11 protein-coding genes are annotated in these 13,686 nt (G+C 54.0%); 10 read left to right on the top strand and 1 reads right to left on the bottom strand.

Annotation, left to right across the window (positions count from 1 at the left end):
* The first annotated feature begins 10 nt into the window (after window positions 1-10).
* The 6 genes from MWU62_RS16365 (at window position 11) to MWU62_RS16340 (ending at window position 8,207) form a co-directional block, all read left to right on the top strand.
* A complete protein-coding gene (locus MWU62_RS16365) occupies window positions 11-331 on the top strand; it encodes a hypothetical protein (protein ID WP_247115885.1) in 321 nt (106 codons plus the stop codon).
* 221 nt (window positions 332-552) lie between these two features.
* Entirely contained in the window at window positions 553-984 is a 432-nt protein-coding gene (locus tag MWU62_RS16360) for a MerR family transcriptional regulator (RefSeq protein ID WP_247115943.1), read from the top strand.
* 6 nt (window positions 985-990) lie between these two features.
* Window positions 991-3,618 carry a heavy metal translocating P-type ATPase gene (locus MWU62_RS16355; protein ID WP_247115884.1) on the top strand — a complete coding sequence of 876 codons (2,628 nt, stop codon included), beginning with the start codon at window positions 991-993 and terminating at the stop codon, window positions 3,616-3,618.
* A 141-nt stretch (window positions 3,619-3,759) separates the two neighbouring features.
* Window positions 3,760-4,209 (top strand): DUF411 domain-containing protein, encoded by a 450-nt coding sequence (locus MWU62_RS16350; RefSeq protein ID WP_247115883.1) that lies wholly within the window; start codon window positions 3,760-3,762, stop codon window positions 4,207-4,209.
* A 175-nt stretch (window positions 4,210-4,384) separates the two neighbouring features.
* Window positions 4,385-6,103 (top strand): diguanylate cyclase, encoded by a 1,719-nt coding sequence (locus MWU62_RS16345; protein ID WP_247115882.1) that lies wholly within the window; start codon window positions 4,385-4,387, stop codon window positions 6,101-6,103.
* 70 nt (window positions 6,104-6,173) lie between these two features.
* Window positions 6,174-8,207, top strand: coding sequence for a VacB/RNase II family 3'-5' exoribonuclease (locus tag MWU62_RS16340; RefSeq protein ID WP_247115881.1), 2,034 nt, complete (start codon window positions 6,174-6,176; stop codon window positions 8,205-8,207).
* A gap of 15 nt (window positions 8,208-8,222) precedes the next feature.
* On the opposite strand, the gene MWU62_RS16335 is transcribed toward MWU62_RS16340, so the two are convergent.
* Entirely contained in the window at window positions 8,223-9,116 is an 894-nt protein-coding gene (locus MWU62_RS16335; protein WP_247115942.1) for an acyltransferase, read from the bottom strand.
* Between the two features lie 167 nt (window positions 9,117-9,283).
* On the opposite strand from MWU62_RS16335, the gene MWU62_RS16330 reads away from it, so the two are divergent.
* The 4 genes from MWU62_RS16330 to tpx all read left to right on the top strand — a co-directional run bounded on the left by MWU62_RS16330 (window position 9,284) and on the right by tpx (window position 13,429).
* On the top strand, window positions 9,284-10,435 hold the full coding sequence (locus MWU62_RS16330; RefSeq protein ID WP_247115880.1) for an alpha/beta fold hydrolase: 1,152 nt from the start codon (window positions 9,284-9,286) through the stop codon (window positions 10,433-10,435).
* A 46-nt stretch (window positions 10,436-10,481) separates the two neighbouring features.
* The gene (locus MWU62_RS16325) at window positions 10,482-11,393 is read left to right on the top strand and encodes a LysR family transcriptional regulator (protein ID WP_247115879.1); all 912 of its coding nucleotides are present in this window, start codon (window positions 10,482-10,484) and stop codon (window positions 11,391-11,393) included.
* Window positions 11,394-11,612: 219 nt separating this feature from the next.
* A complete protein-coding gene (locus MWU62_RS16320) occupies window positions 11,613-12,833 on the top strand; it encodes a Bcr/CflA family multidrug efflux MFS transporter (RefSeq protein WP_247115878.1) in 1,221 nt (406 codons plus the stop codon).
* Between the two features lie 98 nt (window positions 12,834-12,931).
* Window positions 12,932-13,429, top strand: a complete 498-nt coding sequence (tpx, locus tag MWU62_RS16315; RefSeq protein ID WP_247115877.1) for a thiol peroxidase — start codon at window positions 12,932-12,934, stop codon at window positions 13,427-13,429.
* Window positions 13,430-13,686 lie beyond the last annotated feature (257 nt).

The following is a 13,686-nucleotide window of genomic DNA, read 5'->3' as shown; positions in this document are numbered from 1 at the left end:
GTGAGATTTTATGGCCACGGGTTATTTAACGTCGGAACAGGATGCCAAGCTTCGCCGCTGGGAGCGTTGGAATCGGAATTATTTCATTTTTGCGTTTGTGGCTCTGGTTATTATTCTGGTGTTCAGTAGCCAGCTAGGGCTTTCCAGCGGCGAAAGTTGGGGGCCTTTGGGGTTTCTGCTTGTGGCTTTGGTTACTCCTATTATTATTTTGCAGTTGCGTCTGGCTTGTCCTGCATGTGGCGTGAAGATTGGCTGGCAGGCTAAGTTGATGGCCCCTGATCAGTGCAAAAGCTGCGGTACCTTCCTTCGGGCGAAAAGCCCCTCTTCCTGAAAACCTTTGACCTGTGAGTAGGTCATAGGTTTTAGGCTATCCTTAAATCTTCTATATGCTCAGCTATCCTACTTCGGTGATAGCCGCGACGGTGTGAGGCCTGTCCGAAAACCGCTGTGAATACGTCCTTGTACGCTTGCTCTCCGCCATCCATGGCTCCGAGCATTTTCGGACAGGCCTTCCACACCGCCGCTCCTTGGAATTTGGCGGTGCTGCTGGATATGAAAGTTAAAGAACTTGCTACTGCTGCTGGGGTTAATCCGGACACCGTGCGTTTTTATACACGGGAAGGGTTGCTCAAACCTACTCGGAATCCGGATAACAATTATCAGCATTACGACACTGAGGATCTTCGCCGTTTGCGTTTTGCTCGCAAGGCGCGGCAGTTGGGGTTTTCATTGCCCGAGGTTAGGCAGATTTTGGATCAGGCGGATGATCATCACTCGCCCTGCCCCATGGTTCGGGATGTGTTTCAGCAGCGGCTGGCGGACGTGGAGCGCGAGATTGATGAGTTGCAGCAGTTGCGTAAGCGTATGAAAACAGCATTGGCCGCCTGGCAGGATATGCCCGACGGTACGCCGGATGGTCACACCATTTGTCGGTTGATTGAGCATTGGGATGACAAGGCTCCCGCAAAGCAGGTTGAGGAGTAAATCACTATGAACGAAGCATCTGTGTTGAAGCCTACTCTGAGTATTTCCGGCGCGACTTGTCAGGGCTGCGCCAAGAAGATTCGTAATGCTCTGGAGCCGCTCACCGGTGACGTGGGTTTGGTTGAGGTTAGTCTGGAGGATCAGACGGTGTCCTTGCCGGAGGGTGTCGATGCCAAAGAGGCGGCCCGGGTTGTGACTGAGACGGGGTACCCGGCAGAGCCGGTGGCTGCTGCAGAGAAGCCTACCAGTTGCTGCGCTTCCAAAGCTGACAAGGCTGCCACCGCTGATGCACCGTTAGACCAAGCGATAGATGAAGGCGGCCAAGCTAAGCCTCCGGAGAGCGCACCTGAAAAGCCGAAACCGGCTCGCGGAGATGATGAGGTGCATCTGGCTGTTACCGGTGCCACCTGCGCTTCCTGTGTAAATACCATTGAGAAGGCACTGAAGTCGGTGCCCGGTGTTACCCATGCCCATATGAATCTTGCGGATGACACGGCTACGGCAACCGGGGTGTCGGATTCACAGGCTCTGATTAAGGCCGTAGAAAGTTCTGGTTACGGCGCCAGTGTGATTGAAGATGCGGATGCCGCAGATGATAAGAAGCAGGAAGAGGACAAGAAGCGGTATAAAACTCTACTGGTGAAGATGGCGATTAGCTTGGGGCTGGGCGTTGCCATGATGATCTACGGCATGGGGTTTGGCTCCATGACGGTAACCGAGTCGAATCAAGGTATTTGGCTGAGTTTGGGTTTGCTCACGCTAGCGGTTATGGCCGGTACGGGTGGGCATTTCTACAGCGGGGCCTGGAAGGCCTTCCGGCACCATAATGCCAATATGGATACGCTTATTGCGCTGGGTACAGGGACTGCTTGGTTGTATTCCATCACGGTGGTGAGTATTCCCGATGCTTTACCCGAGATGGCTCGGCATGTGTATTTTGAAGCTTCGGCGATGATTATCGGCTTGATCAATCTGGGTCAGGCTTTGGAGTTGCGGGCAAAAGGCAAAACGTCCGAGGCTGTGCGTCGGCTGTTGGATTTGCGGGCAAAAACCGCGCGGGTTATCCGTGATGGGCAGGAGCAAGATATCCCGGTGGAGGAGGTGCGCAAAGGCGACCACATTCGGGTTCGCCCCGGTGAGAATTTGCCCGTAGACGGGCGCGTTGTTGAAGGTAGCACCCGTATAGACGAGAGCATGCTCACGGGTGAGCCCATGCCGGTATGCAAGGGCGTGGATGACGATGTTTCTGCCGGTACGCTCAATACCCACGGCGGAATTGTTTATGAGGCCACGCGGGTGGGTAGCGAAACTGCGTTGGCTCAGATCATTCATTTGGTGAAGAAGGCGCAAGGCTCAAAACCTGCCATCGGGCGGTTGGCAGATAAAATATCATCGGTGTTCGTACCCAGCGTTATGTTGATTGCCATCGCCGCTGCGCTGGTTTGGTACAACGTTGGCCCTGAGCCCGCGGTTGTGCACATGATGGTTGCAGCTACGACCGTACTGATTATTGCCTGCCCCTGTGCTTTAGGGCTAGCTACGCCTATGTCGGTGATGGTGGGTGTTGGTAAGGCGGCGGAGTATGGCGCCCTGATTCGTCAGGGTGATGCCCTGCAAACAGCTGGTAAACTGGATTTAGTGATTCTTGATAAGACCGGCACCATCACCGAAGGTCACCCGGCGGTGACCAGCGTGCATGCGGTAAATGGCGATGAACAACAGCTTCTGGCGCTAGCTGCAGGCTTGGAGCAGCACTCCGAGCACCCGCTTGCGGAAGCCATTGTTAACAAAGCAAAAGAGCAAAGCGCACAACCACTTAAAGTGACTGACTTTGAAGCACTGAATGGCAAAGGCGTGGCAGGCGAGTATGAAGGCGACAAGATTCGCTTGGGTAACCGCCGCTGGCTGGAGGCCGAAGGCGTATCATTGGATAGCCTGGCAGATGCAGAGAACTCCATCACCGAGCAAGCCGGCACGCCCTTGTTTCTTGCCCGCAGCACGGAGTTACTGGGCGTTATGGGCGTGGCCGATGCTATAAAAGCGGATTCAGAAGCCGCCATTCGGCGCCTACACGATGCGGGTATACGGGTAATGATGGTTACCGGCGATATAGACGCCACCGCCAAAGCCATTGCCGCAAAGACGGGTATCGACGATTACCGCGCCGAAGTTCTACCGGAAGACAAGGCCGATGTGGTGAATGAAATGCGCGGCAAAGGCTACACGGTTGCCATGGTGGGCGACGGCATCAACGACGCTCCTGCGCTGGCGGCTGCCGATGTGGGCTTCGCCATTGGCACAGGCACAGACGTCGCCATCGAAAGCGCGGCCATTACGCTAATGCGCGGCTCTTTGCACGGTGTGCCGGATGCCATAGAAATCTCCCGGGCTACCGTAAAAAACATTCACCAAAACCTATTTGGCGCCTTTGTTTATAACACGCTAGGCATTCCCGTTGCCGCTGGCCTGTTGTATCCGGTTTGGGGCATTCTGATGAGTCCGATTCTGGCTGGCGCAGCCATGTCGCTGTCATCAGTAACCGTTGTTACCAACGCCAACCGGCTGCGCCTGTTTAAAACCAGCCATAAACCGGTCCAAGCGTCAGGCCAAGCACCAAAAGAGGAGCGGAACTGATGGAAGCAATACTGGTCAATACCGTAGGACTTGCTCTGATGGCCGCCACAGTGTGGTGGTTCTGGCTTTCGTCAACAGATAGTGATGCGCAGGCGCAGGATCACAGCCACCATTGAACACAACGTTAAAGAGAGAAAAACCATGAAAAAGCAGATTCTCGGAATGGCTCTGGTCGGCGCGCTCGGCTTTAGCACCCCTCTACTGGCAGCAGGCGCTGCACAGAGTATTCATGTTTATAAATCGCCAACATGCGGTTGTTGCACAGACTGGGTTGACCATCTGGAAGGCAATGGTTTTGATGTGGAGGTCACCGACACCCACAACATGAACCGTGTCAAAATGGAAGCTGGACTTAGCCCCAATCTGGCGAGCTGCCACACCGCTTTCGTGGGTGACTATGTGATTGAAGGCCACGTACCCGCTAGCGATATTCAGCGGCTTCTCGCCGACGCGCCAAAGGCCAGAGGCCTAGCTGTTCCCGGCATGCCCGCTGGCTCCCCCGGTATGGAAATGGGCGACCGCAAAGACCACTACCAAGTGCTGATGTTCAACGATAACGGGCAAACCAAGGTTTTTTCCGAGCACAACTGAACCCTAGACTAGAGCCCAAAAGTACGAGCACCTGAACCTAAGCCCGCCGGTGCCCCAAAGCACCGGCCATGACCTTTAACAGGTTTTCAGGGTTTTCTGGCCTAGTTTTCTACACACGGGGCTGACAGTGCACTATTATTGACTCCGACACCCCGGAAAACGGAGCCAGCACTTCTTGAGTCTTAAAACCCGGTTTCTCAGCCTCGCCGCAGGCTTGATCATTGTCGCTGCATGCGCCTCTTGGCTGGCCTACCGAGAGCTATCTGCCGATTTGATTGAACGTTGGGGGCGTCAAGTGGCAGAGATACAGGTGCGCTACGATAGCGCTCGCCTACTACAATCTCTGGAGCGAGAAATCGGCCTCGCCCGGCAAATGGCCGACTCTACCGCGCTGATTAATTGGGCAAAAGACCCCGAGAACCAAGCCCTCGAAACCAACGCTATCCGCGAGATGGAGAGCTTCCGTACCAACTTCCGTGATAACAGCTATTTTGTAGCGCTCAGAGACAGCGGCCGCTACTACTTCAATAACGAAAAAAATGAGTTTGCAGACCAGCAGTTCCGTTACATTCTGAATTCGGAAAAGCCTGACGATGCGTGGTTTTATCAGTTAATTGAAGAAGGCCGGGATTTTCATCTGAACGTGAACCCCGATACCGAACTGGGCGTCACTAAGCTTTGGATTGATGTTCTCATGCGTGATGCTGACAAGCGGATCGTGGGTATGGTTGGCACCGGAATGAATCTTGATACGTTTTTGCAAGATATTGTCGATATCAATCAGGAAGGCATCACCACCCTGTTTGTCGACTACAACGGCGCCATTCAGCTCTACCGGGATCGCAATTACATTGATTTCGCCAGTGTTGTAAAACCTGAAGGCCAGAAAAATACCGTCGACCTCCTGTTTGAAGCCCCCGAAGATAAACAGAAAATTCTTGGCATGCTGCAGTTATTGAAGAAAAACGCTGGCAAGTCAGGCCATGTCGAAAGCGGCTTCGTTACTGTAGAAGGTCGTGAGCATCTGGCAGGCGTGGCATTTTTACCTGCTATTGGTTGGTTCGAAATCACCCTGCTAGACCTCAACACTCTGCTGCCACAAAGCTACCTTTGGCCTCTGGTGGCTGTGTTTATCGCCAGCCTTCTAATCACGTTAATTGTATTCCACCTCATTATCCAATCGCGCATCGTAAAACCCATTGTCGGACTGGAAGCGGCAGTGGAGAAAGTTCGGAGCGGGAGCTTTACCCTACCGCGTCTGGACAAACCCGATAACGAGATCGGTCGACTTGTTGATCACTTTGAAAAAATGACCGTCAGCTTGCGTGACTCTACTCGGGAATTAGAAAACAAGGTTGCCCAGCGAACCGATGAATTGCACGAACTGGCTCGGGTGGACCCTCTCACCGGCCTGAAAAACCGCCGAGGCTTGGATGAAGCTCTGGATGAGGAAATTTATCGGGCAGAGCGATCGGGCAAGGGTTTTGGTGTGATCTGGCTAGACATTGACCACTTCAAGTCAATAAACGATCAACTAGGCCATCAAGCTGGTGACGAAATTCTCTGCCGGGTTGCCTTGTGGCTAAAAGCCACCCTTCGTTCATACGATCACCCTGGGCGCTGGGGCGGCGATGAATTTGTAATTTTGCTCTCCCCATGCGATCCAACAACGCTAGAACACATCGCCAAACGTATTCGCGAAAACGTTGAGCAAGAAAGCCGCAAAACAGGCACACCGGTAACGGTTAGCGTTGGCGGCTATTTTTCAAAGCCCGGAGACGACATGGGCAAAATTTTGAGAAATTCAGATCAAGCCTTATATCGGGCCAAGAGCGAAGGCCGCAACCGAGTTTGCATCAACAGTCCGGAAAATACAGAAGTAAGCTCTGTGTAACAGGTCTGACTCGTACCGCCATAACCGTTATACTCCGCCCCATCATTCATTTTTTCAGTCAGGTTAACTCATGCTCAATGCCGACGCTCTAAACCAGCTGCGCCAGCTAAAGTCTGACATTGAGGAAAACAAAGTTGTTTTCCCCGGAACGGTTAAAGCCACCAACGGCCGCTTCGGATTCGTCGCACTGGATGAAGGGCGGGATCTATTCCTGCCACCAGAAGAAATGCAAAAAGTGCTCCCGGGTGACAGAGTTAGTGTCACCGAGCTGGAAGTTGAAAAAGGTAAAACCCAAGGTTTAATAGACGAGCTCATTGAAAGCCGACTAAGCACCTTTGTTGGGCGCTACCTTGTAAAAGGTAAAGGGCATTTTGTGGTGCCGGAAACCCCCGGCATCAATCGCTGGATTTTTATTCCGCCAAAAGAGCGCATGAACGCAGAGCCAGATGACTATCTATACTGCTGCATGCACAAGCACCCCATCAAAGATGGGAAAGGCCAAGCCAAGGTTCTACGGGTTATCGGTAAAGCCGGTGAGCCGGGTATTGAGCGTGCGCTGACTCTTGCAACCTTCGATTTGGCAGACGTCTGGCCTACAGCCGTAACAGAACAAGCAGATAACTTGAACGAGGCAGCCATTGATGCCCTCGAAACAGATCGTGAAGACCGCACAGACCGCGCCTATGTGACTATTGATAGCCCGGCCACCCAAGACATGGACGACGCTTTGCTGGCAGAGCCAAACGTTACAGGCTGGGCGTTATCGATTGCTATTGCCGATCCGTCTGCGGTGATTGAGCCGGAAAGTGCGGCGGAATTTGAAGCCTTCAAGCGCGCTACTGCCATTTATTTCCCGGGCGAACCGCTGCCCATGTTGCCAGACGCCATCAGCACCCGGTTGTGCTCACTCATGCCAGACGTGAAGCGGCTGGCGCTCGTGTGCGATTTGCAGGTCAACAACGACGGCAGCTTGGGTGATTACAGCTTCCATCAGGCCGTTATCCGTTCACATGGCAAACTCAGCTACGATCTGGTCTCAAACCTGATCGAAGGGCGTGAAGACGAAGACATAAAAGCACTGCCAGACTCAGTTTGTAACAGTTTGGACCAGCTACATCAGGCTGCAACGGCATTGCGAAAATGGCGCAGCGAGAACGCTCTGCTGAGTGGCGACCGGCCGGAGTTTCGCTTAAGGCTGGATGAAAACCGACGTATTCGCGCCATCGAACCTTCCATCCAGAACGAAGCCCATCGTCTGGTAGAAGAGTGCATGGTTGCAGCTAATCGCTGCGCTGCAGACTTTCTGACTAAACAGCCTTCAGGCCTGTTCATCCAACACCCCGGGCTACGGGAAGATCGCGCCGACAATGTTCGAGCGCTGATTGAAGGCTATGCGCCGCACTTGGCGGATATAGATGCCACCACACCGGAAGGCTTCAAAGCGCTGATGATACAAACATCAGACTTGGAAGCGGACGTGCCGGTGAAGACCATTCTTTCGCGCCAATTGGCGCGGGCGGAGCTGACGTTTACCGCAGCACCCCATCAAGGTATGGGGCTGAATGCCTACACCACGTTTACATCGCCCTTGCGCAAGTATTCTGATCTGTATGTCCACCGGGTGATCAAATCAGCACTCTGGGACACCCCCATGAAGACACTGAGCAGCGAGCAACTGCTGGCACTTCAGGCCACCCAGTTCAAAGCACGTCAGGCGGCCAATAGTCTGGAAACTTGGCTGAAGAGCGACTTCGCCAAAACCCTCAGTGATGAACCTATGGATGGTGTCATCAGCCGAACCATTCCAGCAGGATTCTTTGTTCGCTTGGAAGCCACTGGTCTCGAAGGCTTTGTTAGCTGCAAAGATCTAAACGGCAAGTACAGCTTCGATCCGATCACACTGCGCCTGATTCACAACAAAAACGGACGCATTTTCCAGCTTGAACAGGCGGTTAAAGTGAGCTTTGCAGGCGTGGAAGAAGAACGTCGGCAGATCAATTTCAAACTTGTTGACGCGGATGAAAAGCCGAAAGTGCCTGGCAAGGAAGGCGCAAAAGAAGATGTGCAGGAGAATGCACTGGAGAGCGGCGACAGCAAAAGCTGACGCCGCTTGTAAGAACTATGGGCGGAGCATTTCCTCTAGGCGGGCATCCTTAGCCTGCCACTGCTCCGTCAGCCAGTTCTTCACGTTGCGCCTATGCTCCGCATCAGTGGCATAATCCCGGCCCTTAAGGTGCTCTGGAATGGTCACGGTATGAATTTCCATTTTCACTTCCTTCACCCGGCCGCAAATAAAATCCCAGAATGACGGTGCACCGCCCGGGTAGGCAATGGTTACATCAACCAGCGTCTGAATCGAATCGCCCATGGTGTCCAGTACGAAAGCGGCACCACCGGCTTTTGGGGTAAGCAGGTGCTTGTAGCGTGATTTTTGTTTCTCGTGTTTTGCCGGGGTAAACCGGGTGCCCTCTACAAAGTTCATGACGCTCACCGGGGTGTAACGAAACTTCTCGCAGGCACGGCGGGTGGCTTTCAGGTCTTCGCCACGTTTCTCCGGGTGTTTGATCAAATACTCTCGGGTATACCGCTTCATAAACGGGAAATCCAACCCCCACCAAGCCAGCCCGATAACCGGTACCCATATAAGCTGCTGCTTCAAAAAGAACTTCAAAAAAGGCGCACGACGGTTAAATACCCGCTGCATGGCAAAAATATCCACCCAGCTCTGATGATTACTAAGCACTAGGTACCAGCTTTCACGGCGCAAGTTTTCCGCGCCGGTAACCTGCCATTGCGTACCATGGGTTAGCTTCATCCAGCCGGTATTGCACGCCACCCAGGATTCCGAAATCCAGATAATGATGCGGGTGCACAGAACCCGGAAGCCCTTATGGGGGATAATGAGCTTCAACAGCGCTGGAATATAGAGCAACAAACACCAAAACAGCGTATTGATTGCCAACAGAATAGAGTTGATTACGCCGATAACGGGAGCGGGTAGGAAGCTGAGCATAGGTTTCCTGTTGTGATTATTTAACCAATGGTGGGCAATCATACCAATCACCACCTGCGATGGGCAGTGGCTGATTGTGACCAGACTGCCAGCCAGAAGTGACAGCACTGCCATAGCGCAGCCAAACGCTGCACGATAGCCTCACTTTTTTTACCAGGATTCTTTTAATGCCTGACTTTATCAAAGCCGCGACCGAGAAAGCAGCAGAGTTGGCGCAGCAAACAACGCACTATGCGGGCAATGCTTTCGACCGCGTATTTCGCGCCTCCAGTCTCGTGCAGGCAGGACAAACGCCTTTCGAAATGCTCCATACCGATGGGCTGGTTAGCCTGCGTTACTACCCCCCTCTACAGGAAGATTTCATCGAACTGGATGACATAACGATTCCTGTTGAAAGAAAAAGTCATCGAACACCTGTGGTTATTGTTCCGCCTTTGGCGGTAAACATGCTGATCTACGACCTTTTCCCCCAGCGCAGTTTGGTGAGATTTCTGCGCGCAAAGGGTTTTGAGGTGTACCTTATTGACTGGGGTAAACCCACACGTGCGCACAGCCATTACAACCTCCACACATACGTAGCTGAACTCCTGCCCGCCTCTCTAGACAGAGTGCGTGAGCACAGTGGCCAACAGGAATTATCACTGCACGGTTGGAGCATGGGCGGCATGTTTACGTTGTTTTATTCAGCCCTGAGCAAAGACCAGCATGTGCGTAACGCCATCGTGCTGGGGTCACCTATCGACAGCCATGCTTCGGGCATTCTCGGACTGCTGAATCAGCGCTTGGCCGATGTGTCCAACTCAATTCACAAACGCACCGGATTCAAGCTTCACAACCTCCGACCGCATTGGTTCCACAGTCCGGGTTGGGCCAACACCATTGGCTTCAAACTCACCAACCCTATTGGCAGCTTTATGGGTTACTGGGAGCTGATTGTCCGGCTGGGAGATCGGGAGTTTGTAACCAGCCATGCCACCACCTCTGCCTTTCTTGATCGTATGGTGGCCTACCCTGGCGGAGTGGTTCAAGACGCAGTCGTTCGTATTTGGATCGACAACCAGTTATCCCGAGGCACAGTTCAGATTGGGGATGATCGAGTACAATTGAACAACTTCAGCGCCAACTTGTTGGCCATCGCAGGCAGCGAAGACACCATGGTGACACCGGATGCAGCGAAGAGCTTGATGGATCATGTTAGCTCCGCAGACAAAACCTTCCGCATAACCCACGGCGGGCACATGGGCATTCTGGCTGGCAGCAAAGCGCCCCGGGAAAGCTGGCTGGAAATCGCACAGTGGCTGGCTTTGCGTTCAGATTGATCACACTAGGTTCCGGCAGCGGCGGTTGTGGATTACACTGCTACCCATGAACCTTATTGATACATTCAATCTTGATATCCGCGCGCTCCATACCTTTGTCACGGTTCTTGATGAGGGCAGTGTGTCGCGGGCGGCCGTTAAGCTTGGTGTTAGCCAGTCGGCTGTAAGCCATACTCTGGACCGGCTCCGGAAAGCTTTGGGTGACCCCCTATTCGTTAAGTCCGGGCGCGGTATCACACCCACGCGCTATGCAGTGCAAGCCGGCTCCCACATTCGCCAGATTCTGGATGACCTGCACTCCCTGTCCTCTGGCCCACCCTTCACGCCAGAAACCACCGAAATCTCGTTCATCATCGCCGCCAACGACTACGAGCGAGACATGCTGCTCCCAAAACTCATGCAGCGCCTGCGCCTACAAGCGCCTGGCGTTACGCTGCAGGTCATTGCCTCCGGTATTCCCACGGCAGACATGCTGCGCAAAAACATCTGCGACCTGATCATCTCCCCCCACGCCCCGGAAGCCACCGACATTATGCAACGAGGGCTGATGGGCGACCGCATGGTGGTTTTTTACGACCCAAGCCAGCGAGAAGCGCCGGAAACAGTTACCGATTACCTGAAAGCCGACCACATAGCATTGGTATTCGGCACCGGAGAAAAGCCCGCCCTGGAAGCCGGTTTATCTGCCCGCGGCCTAACCCGCCGTAACGTTATTACCGTATCCAACTTCTCCGGCCTACCGGAATTCCTCCGGGGCACTGACATGCTGGTTACCGCGCCTGAGCGCATGAGCAAACACTTACTTCGGGATTTTTCCTGGGTACCTCTGCCCTTCACTTTCAACCCTTTTACCCTGCTGATGGTGTGGCACCGCCGCAACCAAAACGACCCGGCGCACCGCTGGCTGAGAAACCAGATAAACACCGTAGCCGCCACCATGAATGGCCTGAACGACTAACCCATCTGTTTTGCTCATATATGCTATGAGCAGCGCCCCTGTTATTTTTTCGCAAGCCTCCCCCTAGAATCCACTCCAAAGTTGACTGCGATTGAGGGGGCGAGGCTTCCAAAACTGTGCGGAGCCATGGATGGCGTGGCCAAGCGTACACGGACATATTCACAGCGTGTTTTGGAAGCCTCGCCCCCTCAATCGCCACCCCCAAGGTATGGATAGTAGATGCTAGCACTCACCAGTATATGGACAACCATACTACTCGCTGCCGCCGTCGCTCTCGGGCCGCTGGCCACCGATATGTATTTGCCGGCACTGCCGCAAATCGGCAGCGACTTTGGCACCGGTACCAGTCAGGTTCAGCTAACACTGAGCCTATACATGGCTGGCTTTGCCATAGCGCAGTTGGTGTGTGGCCCTCTAGCGGACCGTTTCGGTCGCAAACCCATCATGATTGGCGGCTTCGTGTTGTTCGCCATCGCCAGCATCGGCTGCGCATTCGCCAGCAACATCGAAACCCTGATCCTTTGCCGATTTTTACAAGCACTCGGCGGATCCGCCGGGCCGGTGCTGGGCCGCGCAGCCATCCGCGATATCTATACACCCCGCGAAGCCGCAAAAATCATGGCACTTCTTGCCAGCATCATGGCATTAGCACCCGCCGTAGCACCCACGCTAGGCGGCCTAATGGTAGCCGGGCTGGGTTGGCACTCAATATTCCTCGCACTAGGTGGCTACGCCCTCATCATGGCCGTAGTGGTCGCCTTTGGTATACCTGAGCCCATGCGCCCAGAATACCGTCAGCCACTGAAACTCTGCAGCCTGCTAAGAAACTACCGCGCCATAGGCACAGACATCAGCTTTCTTGGTTATACCCTGACCAACGCCTTGCTGTTCTCCGGGCTGTTTGCGTTTCTTTCCGGCTCATCGTTCGTGCTGATTGATTTCCTTAAAGTACCCCCGCAACAGTTCGGCCTGTATTTCGCCGGTATCGTGGTTGGCTATATAACCGGCAACCTCGCAGCCATACGCCTTGGCAGCCGCTTGGTGCCAGATCAAATACTGGTGCGCGGGCTGGTCATTGCCGTTGCAGGAGGCAGCTTAATGGTGGCCTTGGCGCTGGCCGAGGTCTTCAGTGTGTGGGCTGTTATCCTGCCGCAGGCCCTGTTTATGGCCGGCACCGGCATGGTGATGCCCCAAACCATGGCAGGTGCCATGGCTAACTTCCCCCGCATGGCAGGCTCAGCTTCAGCCCTGTTCGGCTTTGCCCAGATGGCCATTGCCGCCTGCGCTGGCGTACTCGTAGGCCATCTGCATGACGGCACCTCACTAGTGATGGCAGCCATCATCGCCTGCTGCGCCGCTTTGTCTCTAGGCAGCTACCTGCTACTGGTTCAACGCCACCCCGCTCCTGGCTTCGAACCGCAAACGGTATCCAGCCGGTAGTTACCTTGATACTGTTCGAAGGGATGCAAACTCATCCAAAATGAACTAAACAGAGTAAGCTGTTACCGAACATATCCGTATCACTAAAGGAGCAATTCATGAGCACAGTCACTCTCGAAGGCAACCCCATTGAACTGAGCGGGAAATTTCCGCAGAAAGGTGACACAGCACAACCGTTCACGCTCACCAACAGCGGCTTGGAAGAAGTAAAACTCGAAAGCTGGGCTGGCAAACGCAAAATCCTGAACATCATCCCCAGCATCGACACCGGCGTGTGTGCTGCATCAACTCGTAAATTCAACGAGAAAGCCAGTGGTCTAGACAACACCGTTGTACTGGTTATCTCAGCAGACCTACCCTTCGCAGCAGCCCGTTTCTGTGGTGCAGAAGGACTCAAAAACGTGGTTACCCTCTCAACCTTCCGCAACTACAGCTTCCAGCAGGACTACGGCGTAGCCATCCAAGACGGCCCACTGGCCGGACTCTGCGCCCGCGCTGTGGTAGTTCTGGATGAAGACAACAAAGTCATCCACAGCCAACTCGTCAGCGAAATCCACGACGAGCCGGACTACGACGCAGCGTTTAAGGTTCTTTGATTCCGACCTTTCACTCAGGCTGAACCGGCCTGAGCCTGTCAAAGAAGAGTGCTCTGCAGGCTGTTTCAGGGCACGAGGCCTTCCGGGCGGCAGTGCCTTTACAGACTGTGCATTGCCAAGGATGGCAATGCCAAGCCCCCATGGATGGGTTCACGGCGTGTCTGTAAAGGCACTGCCGCCCGGAAGGCTAACACCAAAACAAAAAAACAAACCTGTTAGACTCCCACTCCCAATCCAACACCAAGGCACCACCCCAT

Origin of the sequence: Marinobacter sp. S6332, assembly GCF_023016045.1 — a bacterium.
Classification (GTDB): domain Bacteria; phylum Pseudomonadota; class Gammaproteobacteria; order Pseudomonadales; family Oleiphilaceae; genus Marinobacter.
This window is presented reverse-complemented; position numbering and strand designations above follow the sequence as displayed.

What these genes read in the sequence shown, in the direction of transcription:
- tpx (WP_247115877.1), top strand. Translation starts at nt 12,932, where the DNA reads ATGAGCACAGTCACTCTCGAAGGCAACCCCATTGAACTGAGCGGGAAA.
- MWU62_RS16340 (WP_247115881.1), top strand. Translation starts at nt 6,174, where the DNA reads ATGCTCAATGCCGACGCTCTAAACCAGCTGCGCCAGCTAAAGTCTGAC.
- MWU62_RS16320 (WP_247115878.1), top strand. Translation starts at nt 11,613, where the DNA reads ATGCTAGCACTCACCAGTATATGGACAACCATACTACTCGCTGCCGCC.
- MWU62_RS16325 (WP_247115879.1), top strand. Translation starts at nt 10,482, where the DNA reads ATGAACCTTATTGATACATTCAATCTTGATATCCGCGCGCTCCATACC.
- MWU62_RS16350 (WP_247115883.1), top strand. Translation starts at nt 3,760, where the DNA reads ATGAAAAAGCAGATTCTCGGAATGGCTCTGGTCGGCGCGCTCGGCTTT.
- MWU62_RS16365 (WP_247115885.1), top strand. Translation starts at nt 11, where the DNA reads ATGGCCACGGGTTATTTAACGTCGGAACAGGATGCCAAGCTTCGCCGC.
- MWU62_RS16360 (WP_247115943.1), top strand. Translation starts at nt 553, where the DNA reads ATGAAAGTTAAAGAACTTGCTACTGCTGCTGGGGTTAATCCGGACACC.
- MWU62_RS16330 (WP_247115880.1), top strand. Translation starts at nt 9,284, where the DNA reads ATGCCTGACTTTATCAAAGCCGCGACCGAGAAAGCAGCAGAGTTGGCG.
- MWU62_RS16335 (WP_247115942.1), bottom strand. Translation starts at nt 9,116, where the DNA reads ATGCTCAGCTTCCTACCCGCTCCCGTTATCGGCGTAATCAACTCTATT.
- MWU62_RS16355 (WP_247115884.1), top strand. Translation starts at nt 991, where the DNA reads ATGAACGAAGCATCTGTGTTGAAGCCTACTCTGAGTATTTCCGGCGCG.